This window comes from Microcoleus sp. Z1_B2 (assembly GCF_036700325.1).
In the GTDB taxonomy this organism is placed as follows: domain Bacteria; phylum Cyanobacteriota; class Cyanobacteriia; order Cyanobacteriales; family Microcoleaceae; genus Microcoleus.
The window spans coordinates 15,924-35,081 of record NZ_JAUBOQ010000031.1; the positions used below are offsets into that span (position 1 = coordinate 15,924).

The 19,158-nt window shown below is 43.7% G+C and carries 20 protein-coding genes and 1 pseudogene; 14 read left to right on the forward strand and 7 right to left on the reverse strand.

The window, feature by feature from the left end:
• Positions 1-32 precede the first annotated feature (32 nt).
• On the forward strand, positions 33-356 hold the full coding sequence (locus QT984_RS18730) for a DUF1825 family protein (RefSeq protein WP_006632589.1): 324 nt from the start codon (positions 33-35) through the stop codon (positions 354-356).
• Positions 357-693: 337 nt separating this feature from the next.
• Here the strand turns inward: QT984_RS18730 and QT984_RS18735 are convergent, their stop codons facing one another.
• Positions 694-2,613: a transglycosylase domain-containing protein gene (locus tag QT984_RS18735; RefSeq protein ID WP_333055945.1), complete on the reverse strand. Its 1,920-nt coding sequence runs from the start codon at positions 2,611-2,613 to the stop codon at positions 694-696.
• Between the two features lie 317 nt (positions 2,614-2,930).
• Between QT984_RS18735 and tyrS the strand changes: the two genes are divergently transcribed.
• The 3 genes from tyrS (at position 2,931) to QT984_RS18750 (ending at position 5,740) form a co-directional block, all read left to right on the forward strand.
• Positions 2,931-4,163: a tyrosine--tRNA ligase gene (gene tyrS, locus QT984_RS18740; protein WP_333055955.1), complete on the forward strand. Its 1,233-nt coding sequence runs from the start codon at positions 2,931-2,933 to the stop codon at positions 4,161-4,163.
• A gap of 115 nt (positions 4,164-4,278) precedes the next feature.
• Positions 4,279-4,989: an orotidine-5'-phosphate decarboxylase gene (pyrF, locus tag QT984_RS18745; RefSeq protein WP_333374635.1), complete on the forward strand. Its 711-nt coding sequence runs from the start codon at positions 4,279-4,281 to the stop codon at positions 4,987-4,989.
• Positions 4,990-5,155: 166 nt separating this feature from the next.
• Positions 5,156-5,740 (forward strand): hypothetical protein, encoded by a 585-nt coding sequence (locus tag QT984_RS18750; protein WP_333208100.1) that lies wholly within the window; start codon positions 5,156-5,158, stop codon positions 5,738-5,740.
• Positions 5,741-5,771: 31 nt separating this feature from the next.
• On the opposite strand, the gene QT984_RS18755 is transcribed toward QT984_RS18750, so the two are convergent.
• The 3 genes from QT984_RS18755 to QT984_RS18765 form a co-directional block, all read right to left on the reverse strand.
• Positions 5,772-6,689, reverse strand: a complete 918-nt coding sequence (locus tag QT984_RS18755; RefSeq protein ID WP_333263263.1) for a Bpu10I family restriction endonuclease — start codon at positions 6,687-6,689, stop codon at positions 5,772-5,774.
• On the reverse strand, positions 6,682-7,950 hold the full coding sequence (locus QT984_RS18760; RefSeq protein ID WP_333055941.1) for a DNA methyltransferase: 1,269 nt from the start codon (positions 7,948-7,950) through the stop codon (positions 6,682-6,684). The genes QT984_RS18755 and QT984_RS18760 overlap by 8 nt, the downstream gene beginning before the upstream one ends.
• Before the next feature lie 223 nt (positions 7,951-8,173).
• On the reverse strand, positions 8,174-8,860 hold the full coding sequence (locus QT984_RS18765; protein ID WP_333055940.1) for a uracil-DNA glycosylase: 687 nt from the start codon (positions 8,858-8,860) through the stop codon (positions 8,174-8,176).
• A gap of 193 nt (positions 8,861-9,053) precedes the next feature.
• Here QT984_RS18765 and QT984_RS18770 point away from each other — a divergent pair, with 193 nt between their 5' ends.
• Entirely contained in the window at positions 9,054-9,725 is a 672-nt protein-coding gene (locus tag QT984_RS18770; RefSeq protein ID WP_333055939.1) for a phosphoribosyltransferase family protein, read from the forward strand.
• Positions 9,726-9,767: 42 nt separating this feature from the next.
• Positions 9,768-10,058: a hypothetical protein gene (locus QT984_RS18775; RefSeq protein ID WP_333055938.1), complete on the forward strand. Its 291-nt coding sequence runs from the start codon at positions 9,768-9,770 to the stop codon at positions 10,056-10,058.
• Positions 10,059-10,351: 293 nt separating this feature from the next.
• On the opposite strand, the gene QT984_RS18780 is transcribed toward QT984_RS18775, so the two are convergent.
• Both QT984_RS18780 and QT984_RS18785 read right to left on the reverse strand, forming a co-directional pair.
• The gene (locus QT984_RS18780; RefSeq protein ID WP_333055937.1) at positions 10,352-10,723 is read right to left on the reverse strand and encodes a VOC family protein; all 372 of its coding nucleotides are present in this window, start codon (positions 10,721-10,723) and stop codon (positions 10,352-10,354) included.
• 60 nt (positions 10,724-10,783) lie between these two features.
• Positions 10,784-11,404: a histidine phosphatase family protein gene (locus tag QT984_RS18785; protein WP_333055936.1), complete on the reverse strand. Its 621-nt coding sequence runs from the start codon at positions 11,402-11,404 to the stop codon at positions 10,784-10,786.
• Between the two features lie 55 nt (positions 11,405-11,459).
• Here QT984_RS18785 and QT984_RS18790 point away from each other — a divergent pair, with 55 nt between their 5' ends.
• A complete protein-coding gene (locus QT984_RS18790; protein ID WP_333055935.1) occupies positions 11,460-11,927 on the forward strand; it encodes a hypothetical protein in 468 nt (155 codons plus the stop codon).
• Positions 11,928-12,075: 148 nt separating this feature from the next.
• On the opposite strand, the gene QT984_RS18795 is transcribed toward QT984_RS18790, so the two are convergent.
• Entirely contained in the window at positions 12,076-12,402 is a 327-nt protein-coding gene (locus QT984_RS18795; protein ID WP_333055934.1) for a hypothetical protein, read from the reverse strand.
• Positions 12,403-12,556: 154 nt separating this feature from the next.
• Between QT984_RS18795 and QT984_RS18800 the strand changes: the two genes are divergently transcribed.
• The 7 genes and pseudogenes from QT984_RS18800 to QT984_RS18830 all read left to right on the forward strand — a co-directional run bounded on the left by QT984_RS18800 (position 12,557) and on the right by QT984_RS18830 (position 18,395).
• Positions 12,557-12,835 (forward strand): hypothetical protein, encoded by a 279-nt coding sequence (locus tag QT984_RS18800; protein WP_333208105.1) that lies wholly within the window; start codon positions 12,557-12,559, stop codon positions 12,833-12,835.
• A gap of 39 nt (positions 12,836-12,874) precedes the next feature.
• Positions 12,875-13,156 (forward strand): hypothetical protein, encoded by a 282-nt coding sequence (locus QT984_RS18805; RefSeq protein ID WP_333082156.1) that lies wholly within the window; start codon positions 12,875-12,877, stop codon positions 13,154-13,156.
• Between the two features lie 317 nt (positions 13,157-13,473).
• Complete coding sequence (locus QT984_RS18810) at positions 13,474-14,301, forward strand: PHP domain-containing protein (protein WP_333055932.1); 828 nt, start codon at positions 13,474-13,476, stop codon at positions 14,299-14,301.
• Between the two features lie 331 nt (positions 14,302-14,632).
• Positions 14,633-14,842, forward strand: coding sequence for a CsbD family protein (locus QT984_RS18815; RefSeq protein WP_333055930.1), 210 nt, complete (start codon positions 14,633-14,635; stop codon positions 14,840-14,842).
• A gap of 216 nt (positions 14,843-15,058) precedes the next feature.
• Positions 15,059-15,400: pseudogene (locus tag QT984_RS18820) on the forward strand (transposase family protein); the annotation flags it as partial.
• An 82-nt stretch (positions 15,401-15,482) separates the two neighbouring features.
• A complete protein-coding gene (locus QT984_RS18825) occupies positions 15,483-16,442 on the forward strand; it encodes a DUF362 domain-containing protein (protein WP_333055929.1) in 960 nt (319 codons plus the stop codon).
• Positions 16,443-17,135: 693 nt separating this feature from the next.
• Entirely contained in the window at positions 17,136-18,395 is a 1,260-nt protein-coding gene (locus QT984_RS18830; RefSeq protein ID WP_333055928.1) for a glycosyltransferase, read from the forward strand.
• The last annotated feature ends 763 nt before the right edge of the window (positions 18,396-19,158 follow it).

Consider the following 19,158-nt stretch of genomic DNA (forward strand, 5'->3'; position numbering starts at 1 on the left):
AATTAGTTGAATATTAAAAAATTAGGAAAGCTATGGGATTTTTTGATTCGGAAATTGTTCAGCAAGAAGCCAAGCTGTTGTTTGAAGACTATCAATCTCTCATCAAACTAGGTGGAAATTACGGCAAATTCGATCGCGAAGGCAAGAAAATGTTCATTGCTCAGATGGAATCGATGATGGAGCGCTACCGTATTTTTATGAAGCGCTTTGAGCTGTCTGAGGACTTCATGGCTCAGATGACTGTAGAGCAGTTAAAAACACAGCTCAATCAATTTGGCATCACGCCCCAGCAGATGTTTGAGCAAATGAACTCAACGCTGGAGCGGATGAAATCTGAGCTGGAAAAACAATCCTAGTGTCAGAAGGAAGAAGGAAGGCACAACACGGATGTTGATACGGATACACGGATTAATTATCGAGTGTGAGCCAGAAGCCAGAAGTCAATCGATTTTAGATTTTAGATTTTAGATTTTAGATTGAAGCATTGACCCCACGCATAAATTCGGGGGGCAAGTTTCATCTGATACAGGTTTTTTATTTCTCCACGGATGAATCACGTGGCGGGTATCCTGGATTCTTTCGGTCAGAGGAGAAATAATGGGTAATTGTCAACTGCCAAGTGTCAATTGTCAACTGTCAAACACCAACTGCCAACAGTCAACAGTCAACTGACAACTGACAACTGACTGATAATTAAGGCCGCTCAAAAGATGAAGCAGGTTTGAAACTTTCTGCGGGAACTCCCTGCAAAGCTTGGCTCATAAAATCACGCCAAACAGGGGCGACAATCCCACCGCCAGTAGCACCGTAGCTCATCGGTCTATAATTGTCGTTGCCCATCCAAACAGCCACCGACAACTGGGGCACGTAACCCACAAACCAGATATCGCGTTCTGAGGAAGTTGTACCTGTTTTCCCCGCAGCCGGCCGGCCAATTTGAGCCGCCCTTGCAGTTCCGCTGGTAATTACTCCTTGCAGGGCGCTGTTGACAGATGCCGCCGCCCAGGAATTGAGAACTAATTTGGGTTTGGGCGTATTGTCGAGCAAGACGTTGCCACTGCTGTCAGTGACTTGCACGATAAACGTGGTGTCAGAATGCCAGCCGTTGTTGGCGAAGGTAGCAAAAGATCCGGCCATTTCTAAAGGAGTGAGGTCAACTGCACCCAAGGGCAAAGAAATCACCGGTTCCATCGGACTTCTGATGCCGAGCACGCGGCAAATCTCAATCACTTTATTCAATCCGACTTCTTGGCCAAGCTTGACGGCGGGAATGTTCAGAGAGACTTCCAATGCTCTGCGGATGCTGACAGCACCGGAGAAGCCGCCACCGTAGTTTTGAGGGTAGTAGTAGCCGTCGCCGTCGCGGTAGCCGACAGGGGAGTCGTAGACAACTGAATCGGGGGCGTATTTGCCGCTAGCAAAGGCAGCGTAGTAGATAAAAGGTTTAAAAGCAGATCCGGGCTGGCGGCGTGCTTGAATGGCGCGGTTGAACTGACTCTTTTCGTAATCGACGCCGCCAACCATTGCTTTGACGAAGTGGGTGCGGGGATCGACGGCGGCTAGGGCAATTTGACCTTCATCGCGATCGTAAAACAGCCCTTGGTAGTAAAGCCGATTGTGCCACGCTTTGACGGTTTCTTCGGCTATGCGCTGCATTTTGAGGTCGATCGTGGTTTGAACGCGCATTCCTCCCTTAACCACGGCATCTCGCCCAAAACGCCTTGTCAGTTCTTGGACTACGGCTTGTGTTACGTAAGGAACTTGAGAGCCGCCAAAAGAGGTAATTTTGCCTAGCTTAATTTTTTCCTGTCGGGCTGCTGTCTCTTGGGCCGGCGTAATCCATTTAAGATCCTTCATGCGGCCTAAAACGAGGGCTTGCCGCTCTTTTGCCAATTTGTAATTGACGAAAGGACTGTATTCTTCGGGGGCAGAAATTAAGCCGGCCAGCATCGCTGCTTCTGAAAGAGTCAAATTACTTGCGGATTTGTTGAAATAGCTTCGAGAGGCTGTCTCTACGCCGTACAAGTTGTGACCTAAGTAGATTTGATTCAGGTATAGTTGCAGAATTTGGTCTTTGTTGAGAATTTGCTCCAAGCGGATAGACATTACCGCTTCAGCTACCTTGCGACTAAATTTTGACTGGGGAGAGAGAAACAGGTTCTTGACTAGCTGCATAGTCATAGTCGAGCCGCCTTCAACGGTTCTACCTTTCTCTAGGTTGACCATCAGAGCTCGGGCTATCCCGCCGGGGTTGATACCTTTGTGGGTGAAGAAGTTGCTATCTTCGATCGCCAGAACAGCTCGTTTCAGGTTCGGGGAGATTTGGTCAAGGGGTACGACATCCCGGTTGGCTTCGTCGTGGATGCTGGCTAGCGGCTTGCCGTTGATGTCGTAAATGTGGGTAGTTTCTGTGGGAGAGTAGGTTTGCAAGATCCGAACATCTGGCAAATTGCGGAAGCTGATCGCTAAGCCAACCAGTCCACCAGCGACTACGGAACTGGCAAGCATTGTCATGCTGAGTATGGTTCCGGCGGTCACTTTACTGACTGACTGAACAAACTCGAATACGGGGGCTGAGTTTTCCGTGTTATTGCGGACTGCGTTGGTTGACACGTGGATTTCACTTCCTCACTCGATTTGGGGTTTAAGACTTTTAATTTTAGATGCGAAACCTAGAGACTGTCAGTCGATCGATTTTAGATTTTAGATTTTAGATTTTAGATTTTAGATTTACTCCACAGATCAATTTAGGAGTTTGAACTAGCGTCTAAAATTGTGGGATGTCGGCGACTGTTGTCGGGGCTGGTATCCGTTTTTGGGCGGGGTCAGCTAATGAAAGCCGGTCAGGTTTCGGATTATAGTAGCGTGATAGTTATGTTTTTATGCGTCAACCAGTGAGTGTAACTAATTCTGCTGCACTTTGGCAAAATATGATGGACGATCGCTCCCCGATGATAACTCCTAACCTTTCAGCACTTTACCGCGGCATCAGCGAGATTTTTCCAGATCGACCTGATTCTAGCAACTCTGACGAAAATTTAGCCCAACTGCTGGCCCAAGTCGATCGACCCTTGCGAGTCAAACTGGGAATCGACGCCACAGGGGCGGACATTCACTTGGGACACAGCATTTGCTTCCGCAAACTGCGGGCTTTTCAGGATGCCGGTCACACAGCGGTACTGGTCATCGGAGATTTTACCGCAAGAATTGGCGATCCGACAGGGAAGTCCGAGATGCGAAGCCAGTTGACAGCCGAACAAGTGGCGGAAAATGCCAAGACTTATTTAGACCAAGTGCGTCCGATTCTAGATTTTGACACGCCCGGACGTTTGGAAATTCGCTATAACTCCGAGTGGTTGTCGAAATTGGACTTGGCGAAGATTTTGGAACTGCTGAAGACGATGACGGTGCAGCAGATGCTCGCTAAAGAGGGATTTGATAATCGGATGCAGCAGGAAAATGCGATTTATCTGCACGAGTTTCTGTACCCACTAATGCAGGGTTACGATTCGGTGGCTTTGGAGGCTGATGTGGAGTTGGGGGGAACTGACCAAAAGTTTAATATTGCGGTGGGGAGAGATTTGCAGCGGCATTTTGGGATGAAGCCGCAGTTTGGTTTGCTGATGCCGATTTTGATAGGGACTGACGGGGTGCAGAAGATGTCGAAATCTTTGGGCAATTATGTGGCTTTGTCGGAAGACCCGCTGACGATGTATTCTAAGTTGGAGAAAATTGCTGATAGTTCGATCGCCCAATATTTTGAACTATTGACAGATTTACCAATTGATGAATTGCCAGAAAATCCGCGAGAAAAACAGAAACTTTTGGCTTTGGATGTGGTGCGCCAGTATCGGGGGAAGGAAGCGGCGGATCGCGCACAACAAGATGCAATTGCGCTGGTTAAAGGTGCTGCGGGACAAGCTGATGCTGTGGCGGAGTTTTCTTTGGCAAGTGTGCAATTTCCGGCTAAGTTGTTTTATATTCTGAGTGCTAGCGGGCTTTGTAAAAGTAGCGGTGATGCGCGGAAGTTGATGCAGGGCGGCGGGGTGAAGTTGGAGGGCGATAAAGTTTCTGATGTTAACCTCACCTTTGAATCACCTGCTGATTTATGCGGTAAGGTTTTGCAGGTTGGGAAGAATAAGTTTGTGCGATTGGTGTCTTGAATAGACATCTCCAATAATTATTGTGGAACAGGCATCTTGCCTGTTCAAAGCAGGCAATTATTGCGATGACTAATCTATTTTTTTAACCGCAGATGAATACTGAAGATGAACGCTGATGAACGCTGATAATCGAATTATTGTTGCTTTGGATGTTTCGAGTCAAGAAGAGGCGATCGCGCTTCTGGACAAACTGCCGCAAGTATCTTTCTGGAAAGTGGGTTTGGAACTGTTTGTGAGTTCCGGGCCGGGGATTTTGGAAATTTTAAAACAACGGGAAAAGCGGATTTTTCTCGATTTGAAGTTTCACGATATCCCGAATACTGTGGCTGGTGCTTGTCGGGCTGCTGCTAAGTATAATGTGGATTTATTGACTATCCATTCTACTTGTGGTAAAGATGCTTTGAAAGCGGCACAGTTGGCTTTGACTGAAGGGGCGGCGGCTGTGGATAAACCGAGTCCTAAGTTGATTGCTATTACTCTATTAACGAGTTTGAATTCGCGACAGTTGGCTTTTGAGTTGAAAATACCTTTGGAGTTGCCGGAATATGCTTTACACATGGCATTGTTGGCTAAGGAAACTGGTTTAGCTGGGGCTGTTTGTTCTCCGCAAGAAGTGGAACAGTTAAGAATGAGTTGCGGGGATGATTTTGTGTTAGTTTGTCCCGGTGTGCGTCCGAAATGGGCTGAGGGAGGCGATCAAAAAAGATCGATGACTCCGAAGGCGGCTTTGAAAGCTGGTGCGGATTATCTGGTGATTGGGCGCCCGATTACTGCTGCGGACGATCCGGCGGCGGCTTTTGCGCGTATTTGTGAAGAGTTGGAGTAACAATATGAATGTTGTTTTTAACTCACATCTTGCACCATTCTCAAGAACAGGCAAGATGCCTGTTCCACAAGAAAATTCACTCTTTGTGGAACAGGCATCTTGCCTGTTCATAAAAGGCTTATTGAGAATGGTGCAACATCTCAGTTTTAACCGCCGATAAACGCCGATGAACGCCAATGGAATTTTATCTGCGTTCATCTGTGTTTATCTGCTGATATCTGCGGTTGCAACTCCGACTTTGGCTGCTAATGTTGTCACAAATGCCGATCGCACTATAAACGCAAGTGGGTATGGTTGGTTAGCGCGATCGCCCTGTCCCGCTGATTTAGAAACTTTGGTCGATCGCCTGTTGCAAGATTTGCCGAGTTATGCTAATCGCGTAATTGTGCGATCGCACTTTTCTCCTAACACTAACACACCGCCCGGTTACGCGCTGCCTCAAATAATTTTAGCCGGCCGCCCGGAGTTTGAACCGCTACCTTTGAATTTTGAAGATGCGCTTCCTGAAAATGCCAGTCAAGTTTTCATTACTACTTTGGAACGGCAGTATCGCGGGGGAAAACGAGTTGAAATTGAGCAATATCATTGGTTATTTTTCACTAAAACGGAGAACGGGTGGGAATTAGTGAAAATTGTTTCTAGGTATGATACCGTGGCGGCTGTTAGTCCGTTGTTGCGGCCACAGGGGGAGAAAAGCGAAATTGCTGAGGCGATTCGTTTGTGGCTGCGCGATTGTCAGGCAAAGCCATAGCTTTCGCTGGTTCCGATGATTTTTTTTACACTTAAAAATAGCCTCTTGACAGCACGTCATCTTCGTCTAGTTCATCTTTACCAATCATCCCTTCAATCTCACTTAAAAATCTCATAAAAACTTCCGGTGCAAAGGGGTTGTTATCGAGATGGTTGACAAAATAATCTTTATTTTTCTTTCTTCCCTCTACCGTACTAAAAGCACTTCTTATATTAGACGATAAGCGTTTTGCTTTTCTCAAAATTAGTATCTCATCAATAGCTGTGAGTGATGAGCTAATCGGCGACATATCAAGCCACTCACATAGCAAGAAATACTTGGCTCCTGGTACACTCAATTTTACATCCAGGGCAGTTGCTGCGCCCTCTTGAAACATGGTTTTATCAAGATTTGTTTTACACTCAGCCGCAACATAAGCAATATTTGCCTCACGGGAGGTAGTCTCCTTAAAATCTTGGTTATGAGAGGCTTTTAGGAATATTTTTCTACTAATCGCAAAATCTTGATCCTTGGCTCGAATACTCATCCCGCCGCCTTTTGGACTGAGTTTTAAACTTGACTCAAATCGTAGTGATGAAAAACACTGTGTTGGGCCAAAGGATAATTCTTTGTCCTTTAATGAATCTGCAAAGACGGTTGTAACTAAGATAGGTATAAATTCTTCAATAATTGAGTTGTCAAGTTTTAATTGCCCTTTTTGACGGTACAAAAAATCATTGTCACTGTCAAAAATTAGTTCAACGTCAATGTATCGCTTATAGGAGGTTAGATGGGATACCATCTCTGGAACAACTTTCAGATCATCCCCCCTGATGTTTTTAAGCGTTTCCAACCATTTTTTGTAGTATTCGATTGCTTGATTAACACGCCGTTTATCTGTAGGAGGTAATTTCACGTTATCAAGTAATGCTGCTAGTTTGTCCCCATGTGGTTGAGCTAAATTAAACATAATTTTCTGCTTTTGGGTTGAGTATTTCAATGGTTTTTCGTGAACGCTGCAGATCGAAATAAGGTGAGGGCTGTACTGTGGCAGCCTTATCGATAGCATCCTTGATTTCATCTTTTACTTGTTCATTGGCTACGGAATAAGCAGATATTAAAGCTTCTATAGAAAGAGTTCTGGCTTGATGTATGGCAAAATAATACTGTAAGTCTTCTCTTTTTGTAAAGTGTAGTATATCTTCTTTGATAATTTTTCCATAACGATTTACAAAACTTCTTTCTTGACGGATATCTAAGCTAATCCCCAAGACTTGACGAGCAACTTCTGCAACTAACTCCCCATTTAAAAAAGGCGTTCCTCTAATATTTGATTCTTTACCTAGTACAAATATTATTCTACTGTTAGGGCTGCATATTCTTAACAATTCTTGCAAAGTATAGGCGATGTCTAAGCAATATTGAATGACAGTTAGAAATCTATTACTTCTATGCTTGCGATTAGAACCAAACTCTGATTTTGCCACCTCTAAAATTTTCCAATTTAGTGCTTCAGTAGAACCGCGATACTGCTGATGATAGTTAAATACATTGATATAAGGGGGGGAGGTAATCACAAGATTGACGCTGGAGTTTTGTAAGGGAACGTGTCTTGCATCGGCATTGTAGGCATTTATCGGCTTTTTACTATAGGGTAGTTTAAGGACAAAAGTAGCGATATTTTCCGCAAGTGTAAAAACTCTTGATTTGGTAAGTTTTTTGTTTTCTAAGTCTAGCAATATCACTAATACTTCATGTAAAATATTAAGGAAGTTTTCTTCATCATCAACGGCTACATCTACGATTTTATCTATTAAATCATTAGGTGTAAGTTCTTTTTGTATTGTTTGGAAGAGTGGCATTCTCTCCCATATCTCTGTTTTTAGTTGAGCGAGAAAACAATTGATACATTTTTCACGCTTTCCGGGTGAAATAGTGATGAATTTATAAGTGTTAGCTAGGATTAAAGCTGCTGGATTGATTTCTGTTCCGCAGGCTTCCACTCCGAATCTTCCTGCCTCATATAAAACTGTTCCACTACCTAAAAATGGATCAAAAATAACACTATTTTTAGTTGCGTATTTATCAATCAAAGTTTGGACGAACTGGGGTGAAAATTGCCCTTTCCAAGGAAGTGGATTAGTACGTTGTTTATCTTCAATGTCTAATAGTTCTTGAGGAATTTCTTGTCTATTGATAGGAGTTTCACTAAAAATACTAGAGACAACCATAATTCGGATTTTTACTACGGGGCGTGAATTTATGAATGGAAAGCGGGAACTTGTTTTGTAGATGGCAGGTAAAAATCAGAGATTGTTGGTGAAACCCGTCCCCTACTAATTGCACATGAAAATTAATTATAATTTTTCGGTGGGTGGGGGCGGGTTTTAAGATTGTGGGTAAAAATCCGAGATTGTGCCTCAAACCCGCCTACAAATCAACAAGAAAAATTGATTAGACTTGCTCTTTGAATTCATCCAATTTAGCCTTGATTAGTTGCATATCTTGCCACATATACCATTTTGGAGTTTCCGGTTCGCGGGAGGGGTTTCGCAACAAGTACGACGGGTGAAAAATTGGCATACACAAACGATTTTCCCATTCAATCCATTGACCTCTAATTTTACTAATGGGTCGCTTGTCGCTTAGCAAACCTTTGAGGGCTGTTGCACCGGTTAATAAAATAATTTTGGGGTCTAAGATGCGGATTTGTTCGAGCAAGTAAGGTTTGCAAGCTTCGATTTCTTTTGCTGTCGGAGGGCGGTTGTTGGGAGGGCGACATTTGATGACGTTGGCAATGAATACGTCGGTTTCTGCACTCAATCCCACGGATTCTAAAATCTTATCTAACAGTTTGCCCGATCGGCCGACGAAGGGCAATCCGGTTTCGTCTTCGTTTTGTCCGGGCGCTTCTCCCACAATCAAAATTGAGGCTTGAGGATTGCCGCGCCCGATGACGGCGTGAGTGCGGCTGTTGCCCAATTCGCAGCGGTAGCAGCGGTTGCAGTGCTCGGCGATTTGTTCCATATTTTGATAAGTGCCGGGAGGGATGGGAATTTTGGCATTTGCTGGTATTGAGTCTGTTTGGAAAGTGGCACTTTGATTGTTGTCAAAAAGGCTGAGTTGCAAGTCGCTGGACATACATTTTACAATTAGGGAGATTTTTTCGAGCCTAGAGTTTATAGTTTAGATCGGGTTGTGTGATTTGAGATTGGCTAGAAGCTTGTGTGCGATGCTGTCGATTCCCTACGGGATAGCTACGCACGCGCGCACAATCTCCAATTAACACTCGCAGAATCTCCAATTGTTTGGTTGAGCTCGTACAGGCAAAAATATGTTCTCTAACCCGTTTTTTGACGATCGCGCCGATGCAGGCGAAAAACTGGCCGAGGCAGTTGTGGACGAGTTCGGCAAGTTGAGTTTAATGACACAGAAGGCGGTGAAACCGATTGTTTACGCCTTGCCGCGCGGGGGTTTGCCCGTTGCTGTGCCGATTGCGCGCCGCTTGGGCTGTCCTTTGGATGTGGTTGTTGCCAAGAAAATTACTCGCCCAGATAATTTAGAATTGGCGATCGGGGCTGCAACTGCTGATGGTCATGTCCTCTGGGAAAAGCAAAAGCAGCACAATTTACGCTTGCAAAAATCAGCATTGCCCGTGGCTCAAAATAATGCTCAATCTCTGCTGGCAGACTTGTCTCCGGGACGCCCAAATATCAGTGCGGCGGGGGCTTTGGCGATTGTGGTAGATGACGGCATTGCGACGGGGATGACAATGGCTGTGGCGGCTAAGGCTTTGCAGTCGCAGCAACCGGCGGCTTTGTGGATTTGCGCGCCTGTCGCCCCGGCAGATTTGATGGGATTTTTGGCCCAAATGGGCGATAAGGCGATCGTCTTGGAGACTCCTCACCCTTTTTACAGTGTCAGCCGCTTTTATGGGCAATTTCCGCAGGTTGAGACGGCGGAGGCTTTAAGGTGTTTGCAGGAACAAACAGAATGGCGATCGTAGGTTAAGCTAGAAGGCTAAATCCAAAAGCTCGATCGCTAACACATGAGACCTTGGCAATATTGGTTGGACACTTTAATTCTGTCTACTCAGCACAATCCGCCTCGCTTTGTTGAGTTGGTGATGTTGACTTTGGCGATGATTTTGCTCGGGCTGTGGAGTGTAACATTGCAGTGGCAATATTTAACGCTGTCTCTGAGTTATATAATTGGTTCGTCTTTTTCAATTTTGGTGCGGGAATCGATCGGCCCACGGCCTCAATTTCAGCTAACTCACCTAACAGCCTTGTTGTTATTAATTATCAGTTTTTATAGTTTTGCTGAACTGATGAGATAGTTAAGGCCGTTTTGATTTGTAGACGCGGGTTTGACAATGTGATTGCGAAGGTGGTGAAGCAATTGCATAATATCAAATCCGTTAGCATCGGAATTACATCTCTCTGTTCTCTTCCTCTGCGTTCTCTGCGTACTCTGCGGTTTAATCATTCCAATGCAACCGGAATTGATATAACTTATATAGCAATCCTCAGCGGGTTTTGAACTAGATGTTTTTTTGAACGAACCGCGAAGACGCGAAGAAAGAGAAGAGAAGATCGAGAGTTCACCAATAATTAGCCATCATCCTACATTCTAATGGGATTGATGTAAAATTATGCGGTTCCCGGCAGGATCGAAGGCATAGATTTCTAGACCGTGAGAAGCTTTGATAATTTCTCCGCTGGGCGGATAACCTAAAGCCCAAATTCGGGCGATCGCAGTTTCGATATCGCTGACTTCCAAACACAAACTCATGCCTGTTTTTGCTCGATTTGCAAATTCCGATTTGTGGGAATCTTTGGGTTTGAAGATGCCGAGTCTTAAGCCGTTGAGTTGAAATTCCGCATAAGTATTGGGAATGTAAGGGTTTGGTTCTATGTCGAGAAATTTTGTATAAAATTTAACGAGAACTTCTTTATCAAGGTCTGCTAAAGTCACTAGGGCGGCGCTGTATTGGAAACTCATATAAATTGGCACTGCGTAGTTGGTGATGGGGAATTGATAATATTATAACTTTCTATCTATTTAAAATCCTCCAATTCGTCCGAGTATTTGGATTTTACCTTGTCGATCGCTTTTGAGAATCACAGCTTCGCCACTTTGCGGTACAATATCAGTAATCGCGGTAATATTTACTTGATGAGTTACCAGAATAATCGCGCCTTTTGTGTTGCGATTATCAACAATTAATTTGCGGATTGTCGCTGTTTGTCTGGCTTCTGTGCTGCTGTCCCTAAAGAACGAGTTCAGCGCTGGGAAGGGTTCGACTTTGCCTAACTTTATCAATTTTGCTGTTTCCAAACACCTACACCACTGACTCGATAAAACTCTGGCAACTTTGATGTTGCGGTTGCGAAATTCGGCTCCAATTTGCTTGGCTTGGGTTTGTCCCTGTGCTGATAAATTGCGCTGGGTGGAACAGTCGCCTAACTTAAAGTTAGCAGGATCTCCCGTACCTGGGGCGATCGCGTGTCGCATTGCTACCACCAACCCTGTCTCATCCCGCTGCAACAATTGCCACCCTGCTTGAGTTTGGGCGTTGGTTGCTGCGTCAGAACTTGCAGTTGCAATCATTAAGCCGATCGACAATACTAAAGCTAGCGACCGGAAAAACCATTTCCAGTTAAGGTAAATCCGTGCAGCCATTGTTGCAGAAGTTAGGAATTAACTTATCATATTATAATACAACAAATATTGCTCTATGGAACTCACCAATTTTATTGCTCTGTCTGTCATTATTGCCCTTGTGCTGGGGATTGGGTTTGGAACAATGACTTGGGCTTACTTCGGCAAGGGCAGCATTTCTGTAATATTTAAAGAACCAATTTTAAATTCCCCAGAATTTCCCGATACCGACAGTGGCAGCAAAGCTTCCGTTTATTTTCAACAAGGAATTGAGGCTTATCAGTCGGGAAAGTACCGCAAAGCCAAAGATAAATTTAGCAGCGCTGTAGAACAAGTTTCAACTTTGGCAGAAGCTTACCACAATCGCGGCTTAGCTTTTGCAAATTTGCGATCGGATGACGAGGCTGTTGCAGATTTGATCCGTGCCAGCGAATTATACCAACAGCAGGAGGCTGGATTTGCGATCGACACGATTAAACAAAATCTGGCAGCCTTGAAGCAGCGCAAATTAGAACGAGAAAAACAAAAAGCAGTAGCGAGATAAATTATTATGTTCAACCAGTTGGACTCAACTCACACCTAGATTTGAGGTCTGAAAAACCCGGTTTCTTGAGTGTGGTTGGGAGAAACCGGGTTTGTTTACATAATTTTTATTAAAGTTGAAAATCAAGATTTAACCTTCTCCTTCTCAACTAAATTGTTCTGGTATCTTCTATTTGGTCGATTTTAGCAATCATCATTTCTCGGCTAGGTGCCACAACTCGATAATTAGTAATGGGATCGTAAGCTTCCCATTCTTGAGTCACTTCGCTGTCTTGCCACAAAAACCATTCCCGGTAAATTTCGCCGTCATCAATGTCGCCGCACAAGGGAAGCCAATCATCTCCTCCCAAGCTCTCAAAATCTCCTCCTACTAAGTCAATCCAAGCTGTAAGGATACAAGAGTCAATAACATTATTATTAACAGTGACTGCGTTAGAGTGAAGAGAAGTTTCGGGAAAACAAAGTGTGGATTTCATAAGCTGTACCTGAATGTTATGTTATTAATTTATAAAAAAATCTTCTACGGCAGTGAAAGCAGAATGCCACTATCCTAACCTCCACAGTTCCCACCTCGAAAAACCTTGACACCCAAAGCGCTCAAATGCCTCTGCTGTAAGACTTGAGACCGCTTTGAGTCAAGTCGCTACAGAGGCTAAATTGAGCCACTTTGCCAACTGGCATAGAAGAAAGCCCGATCGACCAAATATTGTTGGCGAAGGAGCTCGCGCATTAAGGAGCGAAGACAGCGCGACTGCCAATTGTATACTGGGTAAGTTGGCGAGTTTCCGTACAGTTTTTGTGGTAAAATTAGCAGTAACCGGACTTTCGTACCGACAGCCTGGTTTGGTCAAAAGCTTTGCAACGAGCTTTCCAACGGTGGTGCGATCGCCAGTTTTGATTTATTGTTAATTTTGCCAAGTCCCGATCGACTGTTAGGGGGAAAAAATTATGCAAGCAACCAACCAAGAAGGAATTATCAATCTGACAATCCACTATACCAACGGCAAACAGCAACACTTCCAGTTCATTGCGCCAGAGGGAACAGTAGGAGAGCAAGCAACTTTAGGCACTCGCCTGCACAAAATGTTGACGGCAGACCCGATAATTCTCGAATTGGCAGATAAACTGGTAGTTATCCCAGTTCACAACATACAAAGTATTGAAATATCGCCGGTTCCTCCCAAATTGCCAGAGGGTGTGCTTTACCCAATGCGAGAAATCAAGAAATAGCTAAGGTGTTCTGCATCTAAATTAAACTGCAAAGGCGGGCTGAAACCCATGTCATGCCGAGTTTGAATAAGCATAAATGTGTACCCATTAAAGGCGCAAGAAGTTATTACAAATAACGATAAACATAAAAAAAATGTTGCTGGTTGTGAAACCAGTTACGAAAAAAAATGCAACAGTAGACAAGCTCCCAACCCTTATATTGTCACTCATGCCCAATCTAAAATCTAAAATCTAAAATCTAAAATAGTATGACGATATATGTGGCGTGAGTGAGGGGAATAATTGCAGATTTCGCAGACTTTAACTTACCAAAAAAAATGCTAGAACTCCACTGTCACACAACTTATTCCGATGGCACTCTCACTCCTGCCGAACTCGTAGCCGCGGCCGCTTCATCGGGGGTTCGCGCCTTGGCTGTCACGGATCACGATACGATGTCGGGTTGGGATGAAGCCTTCGCCGCTGCTGCTTTGCACGGTATTGAAATAGTCCCCGGACTAGAACTCAGCACCGTTCACAACGGCCGTTCCCTGCACATTTTAGGTTTTTATCCTGATGCAAATAAGTTGCGCGTTCCTTTGAACGATCGCCTGGAAGGAAGGTTTCGCCGATCGCAGGAAATGGTCGAAAAATTAGCAGCAATGGGATACGCGATCGAACTGCCAAAAACATCGCCAGGAATGGCACCGGGAAGGCCTCACATTGCCTCTGCACTTGTAAAAGCAGGTCACGCGAAATCATCGCGGGAAGCATTCGATCGCTGGCTGGGAGATGACGGCCCGGCTTATGTGCATTACGAGAAATTCTCGATCGTCGAAGGCATTGATTTATTGCGAAGTTGCGGCGCAGTACCAGTTTGGGCTCACCCTTATTTATTTCGCGGCGGCGGTGTTGAGGAAGTTTTACAAGAATTAGTAGATGCTGGTTTAATGGGAGTTGAAGTATACCATCCCACCCACAGTTCTAGCCAAATCCAAAAGTTAAAAGATTTGTGTCTTCATTACGGTTTGCTAGCAACTGGTGGCAGCGATTATCACGGCCCCGATCCGGAAAGGAAAGCCGCAGATAGCACCCAATTGAATATGCTGCATTTGCCGTTAGAATTACTCGAACCGATTAAAGTTGCTGCGGCGAGTTTGAAATAGTTTTTTAGGACTCATATTTTACACCATTCTCAATTAGGCTTTTATGAACAGGCTTTTCGGCCTGTTCCACAAGAAAATTTATCTTTTGTGGAACGGGCCGGAGAGCCCGTTCTTGAGAATGGTGCAACATCTCAGTTATGACGAATTTGGCCGACGTATTCAGTGGTAAAAAAAAGGAAGCCTTCGCTTTGTGAGTGAGTAATTTGCACAAAGTAAATCATCAGCAGAAGACCGAGGTCAAGCAGAATATAAATTAATATGAAGTTAAAGGCAATTGCAGGTGAGTTAATTTTACAATGTTACTATAGCAACTTGCCAAACGGAGCTTATCATGACTACAGAAGACAGAGCGAAGGCGATCGGCAAAAATTTAGAAGGCAAAGCTCAGGAAATTTTAGGTAATATTACGGGCAACAGAAAAGACCAGGTTGAAGGCAAAGCCAAACAAGCCGAAGCGGCTGCCCGCCACGCAGCAGAAGATGCAAAAAATGCGGTTAAAAATCTGGCAGAGCAAGCCAAAAGGTCGATCGACAAATTGTAGAAACCGCGCTATACCCAATCCTGGCGAAGAGTATTCGCTTCATATCAAATCCTTTGCTATCAAGGATTTGATATGATTTATTTTTGGAAGGTGCAAAAAAATGGGTGACTCCTGCGATATCTCCTCAAAAGCGCACTGGAGAAGTCCCTATTAGACCTCTTGCAAAAGATTTTTATGATATAATGAAAATGTTTGCTTTAGTTGATTGAATCCCAACTCCTCACTGCTTTTGGCTCGGAGCATTACCACGATTTTAATTCGACTAAAAAAATAAAATTAATTTTCATCCCGAAACAAATAGCTTACAAGATAGTGGCTATCAAGGGATAAAGAATGAGCGCACCAATAGTTATCTCCCTAAAAATCAACCTAAAAAGGGGAAACTGTATCTTTGAGAAAAAGACTACAATAGAGTTTTAGCACAGGAGCGAATAGGGAATTGAACAGGTTAATCGAAGTCTCAAATTTTTTAAAATATTGTCGAGTCGTTATGGTCTGCTTTGTAATTTGTTGTCAGCAATTTACAATTATGAGTTGGCTCTAGGGGATTCAATTTAACACCTGTGATGATAACATATATCTTTTTTGCAAGAGGTATATTATTCCAGATCGATAACCAATTACCAAGGAATTCATAATTATGTCTGCTGTTAGCTTAATTCAGGCCAATTCCTACGATCGCCAAATTTTACAAACATCTTTAGAAAGTTTGCTCGCACCCTTGGGCGGAATCTCGGCTTTTGTCAAATCGGGCGATCGGGTTTTACTCAAACCCAATCTCCTCACCGGTTCTCGCCCTACAAAAGAATGTGTCACCCGCCCAGAATTGGTTTACTGCGTCGCTAAAATGGTCATTGAGGCGGGAGGAAAACCCTTTTTAGGCGATAGTCCGGCTTTTGGTAGCGCGATGGGTGTGGCAAAAGCTAATGGTTATTTGCCTCTGTTGGAAGAACTGAATTTGCCAGTTGTTGAGTTTCAAGGAAAACGCTACGAAACAGTCAGCAAAGATTTCAATCATCTGCGAATTTGCAAAGAAGCAATGGAAGCGGATGTAGTGATTAATTTGCCCAAACTCAAATCTCACGTTCAATTAACGGTGACAATGGGCGTGAAAAATTTGTTCGGCTGCGTTCCCGGCAAAATGAAGGCTTGGTGGCACATGGAAGCTGGCAAAGATAGCGCCAGATTCGGTGAAATGCTGGTAGAAACTGCTCGGGCAATTAACCCAAATTTGACGATTTTGGATGGAATTATCGGTCACGAAGGTAACGGGCCAAGTGGCGGCGAACCTAAGTTTTTGGGAATTTTGGCCGCCTCTGATGATGTGTTTGCTTTGGACAGAACTTTAGTGGAAATTATTAATGCCGATCCGGAGGCGGTTCCCACTGTAGCTGCGGCGATGAGATTGGGGCTTTGCTCGAATTTAGAGGCGATTGATTTTCCGCTTTTGCAGCCGGAAAATCTCAAGGTTTTGGATTGGAAGTTGCCCGAAAGCATGATGGCGATCGACTTTGGTATGCCCCGCGTGGTGAAGTCGGCTTTCAAGCACCTTTATATCCGGTTTATAAAAGAAAAGTTCAGCATCAAGGCTTCGCATTAGCGAAGACAGAAGGGGTAAAAATTTTTTTTACTCCTTCTACTTCGCCAGGGTAATTGTCAAAAAATATTATTATATTACAAGATATATATTTATGTAAAGTTTATAATAAATTTGTTATAAATCTATGGTTTCATTACGTAGACCTGCTTAAACCGCATAATGTAACACCATGTAAACAGGTTTAAGTCAGCCATTAGAGAGCATTTGGAGACTTTGCCCTCGTTTACCTAGGGGCGTTTTTTCCCATCGACTTACTTAAAGCATTGAGATCGCCGTATTCGCAACTCGCGCTCATTCTTGCTAGTTAGATGATTTTACTTAAGTAAAAATACTTAGAACAGCCATTGCTTTAACCAAATTCACCCTAAAATTGCACTTTTCTTTATAATTTACCCCTAAACTATAAAGATTTAGTAAAGCTCGGAAAAGATTATTGACACTTATACGTAGATCGCAGATGATTGCTACATATCAAACAGACCTCCCATTAAATAATAAAGGTCTAATCCAGTTGCTGAATCAATCTTAAGTATTAGATATCTCCGAAACCGAGTCTGAAATGCTTCTCGTATCAGGCGGCGAAATTAAAATTCGGTAAATGTCTGTTATATTGATAAACAGCCCTTGCCAAGAACAGCAAAGATTCACTACCGCATCAACCGTAAAAACTTACAATCAGGGAGTCCCTAACCTATGCTTACTAACAACAATCTGACTATCGTACAGCCACTCAAAGTAAAGCTTTTGCCAAACGGTGAAGTTTTACTCACCCGCAAATTGATTGAAGCAGTTGGTGAGTTAGCCGAGTATTGGTCGGGATCTATTACGGTGATGATGGAAGAAACGAAAAAAGACAACGACCAGATAGATTCAAAAATATTCAAACTTGATGAATTGCCATTCAAACTGGAAATAATTTCTTTTGACAAAATCACCCCAGCTTTACTACATCAGCATCAGAGTTCGCTGGTATTGGCAGCCCCGGAATACAGACAGAACCATATCAGTAAAGTGTGTAAAATAGCGGGAGTACCGTGTATTTACGTTTCCGAATACAGTCTGAAAACTCGCAAACAAATCGTGAATGTGAGTACGAGCAATCCCTTGCTCCGTTTGCGAAGAATTATTTGGACTTACATTCAGGAATATAAGCAGCGCAAGGCAATCGCAATGGCAGATGGATTGCAGTGCAACGGCACCCCTACTTACCAAGAATACAAGCATATCAATCGCAATCCACAGTTTTTCTTTGACACGCGGATTAGCGAGGATATGTTAGCAACAGAAGCTGATATTGAACGGCGCACTGAAAACCGCTCTCCAGATATGCCTCTGCGGCTAGTATTCTCAGGTCGCCTAATTAAGATGAAAGGAGCAGATCATTTACTTGAGGTCGCTAAAGAACTCAAACAACTGAAGGTGAAATTTGAAATGTTCATCAGTGGTATTGGTGAATTAGAAGAGATGATGCACCAGCAAATAGCGGCCAATCAACTTAATGATTGTGTAAAAATGCTTGGAGTGCCTGACTTTAAAACAGATTTCTTCCCCTTTGTGAAGAACAATATTGATTTGTTTGTTTGCTGTCACCGGCAGGGCGATCCTTCTTGTACTTACATAGAAACTATGGCTGCTGGCGTGCCGATTGTTGGCTATGCTAACGAAGCATTCGAGGGAATTGCAGAAATGTCGGAGACGGGATGGGTTGTGCCAATGAATCAGCCTAAACAGATGGCGAAGAAAATTGCAGAACTCAGCCACAACCGGGAAGAAATTAAATCGATGTCGTTCAAGTCCCTCAAGTTTGCTCAACAGCACACATTTGAGAAGACTTTTCAAGCTCGCGTAAAACATATGCACGCTATTGCCTACTCAACGCGGCCTAATCCAGTCACCGAAAGTCAAGTATGTGATGCTCCCGATATGGTTTTGGCGTACAGTCAACTGCCTTAAGAATCCTTCTGCCTATGATTGAGACAGGTTTCATTAAGGTAGCCACGGAAATCGGAGGTTTTGTAAAGGCAATGGTTGAGGCGAGCGATCGTCATTAGATTTAGATGTTTTTCTCAAACTTAATAGCATCCAACTCGACTGGGCGATCGCACTTGTTCCATAGGTTATCAAGTATTCTTTAGTGGGTTACATTTTCTTGGCAACTATCAGATCCCACAGCAACTATAAACAATGGAGCGACCAACTCATTTTCCTTTCCACCGGAACTGGCAAAACTAACAGGGGTTTTAAGTAGGTAGGCGGGATTAAACCGAATACTGTAACAGTATGTAAATAGGCTTAAGTTAGCCAGTAGAGATCATTTAGACATTTTACATCGTTTACATAGTGGCGTTTTAAAGCGCCGACTTATAAGCTGTTGCGGCCTTTAAATTGTATGTCAAAAAAAAATCAAAGTCTTGTGGGATGGGCGTCCTGCCCGCCCTGAATATACAATTTAAATGCGCGACTGCTTACCAATTTCCTAAAGTCCTGCTACAGAGATATCCTATCAAATAAATTTCCATCCCCTCAAAGAAGCAATAACTTCCAACGTCAACTTATTTAACTATTTTTTCTCCGCTGCTCTCAACTCTTCTATTTGGTCAAATCTCAACCATTTCAATGTTTTTTTACGTAGCCCGACAGTCATTCTATGGGGTTTACTTCCGGACTGTATGGGGGTTGAAACAGCAGGGTAAGCTCATCTAATTTGGGATAAATT

Bases quoted from the DNA above. Each gene is read 5' to 3' on its own strand.
- QT984_RS18730 (WP_006632589.1), top strand. From the start codon at position 33: ATGGGATTTTTTGATTCGGAAATTGTTCAGCAAGAAGCCAAGCTGTTG.
- tyrS (WP_333055955.1), top strand. From the start codon at position 2,931: ATGATGGACGATCGCTCCCCGATGATAACTCCTAACCTTTCAGCACTT.
- pyrF (WP_333374635.1), top strand. From the start codon at position 4,279: ATGAACGCTGATAATCGAATTATTGTTGCTTTGGATGTTTCGAGTCAA.
- QT984_RS18750 (WP_333208100.1), top strand. From the start codon at position 5,156: ATGAACGCCAATGGAATTTTATCTGCGTTCATCTGTGTTTATCTGCTG.
- QT984_RS18755 (WP_333263263.1), bottom strand. From the start codon at position 6,689: ATGTTTAATTTAGCTCAACCACATGGGGACAAACTAGCAGCATTACTT.
- QT984_RS18760 (WP_333055941.1), bottom strand. From the start codon at position 7,950: ATGGTTGTCTCTAGTATTTTTAGTGAAACTCCTATCAATAGACAAGAA.
- QT984_RS18765 (WP_333055940.1), bottom strand. From the start codon at position 8,860: ATGTCCAGCGACTTGCAACTCAGCCTTTTTGACAACAATCAAAGTGCC.
- QT984_RS18770 (WP_333055939.1), top strand. From the start codon at position 9,054: ATGTTCTCTAACCCGTTTTTTGACGATCGCGCCGATGCAGGCGAAAAA.
- QT984_RS18775 (WP_333055938.1), top strand. From the start codon at position 9,768: ATGAGACCTTGGCAATATTGGTTGGACACTTTAATTCTGTCTACTCAG.
- QT984_RS18780 (WP_333055937.1), bottom strand. From the start codon at position 10,723: ATGAGTTTCCAATACAGCGCCGCCCTAGTGACTTTAGCAGACCTTGAT.
- QT984_RS18785 (WP_333055936.1), bottom strand. From the start codon at position 11,404: ATGGCTGCACGGATTTACCTTAACTGGAAATGGTTTTTCCGGTCGCTA.
- QT984_RS18790 (WP_333055935.1), top strand. From the start codon at position 11,460: ATGGAACTCACCAATTTTATTGCTCTGTCTGTCATTATTGCCCTTGTG.
- QT984_RS18795 (WP_333055934.1), bottom strand. From the start codon at position 12,402: ATGAAATCCACACTTTGTTTTCCCGAAACTTCTCTTCACTCTAACGCA.
- QT984_RS18805 (WP_333082156.1), top strand. From the start codon at position 12,875: ATGCAAGCAACCAACCAAGAAGGAATTATCAATCTGACAATCCACTAT.
- QT984_RS18810 (WP_333055932.1), top strand. From the start codon at position 13,474: ATGCTAGAACTCCACTGTCACACAACTTATTCCGATGGCACTCTCACT.
- QT984_RS18815 (WP_333055930.1), top strand. From the start codon at position 14,633: ATGACTACAGAAGACAGAGCGAAGGCGATCGGCAAAAATTTAGAAGGC.
- QT984_RS18825 (WP_333055929.1), top strand. From the start codon at position 15,483: ATGTCTGCTGTTAGCTTAATTCAGGCCAATTCCTACGATCGCCAAATT.
- QT984_RS18830 (WP_333055928.1), top strand. From the start codon at position 17,136: ATGCTTACTAACAACAATCTGACTATCGTACAGCCACTCAAAGTAAAG.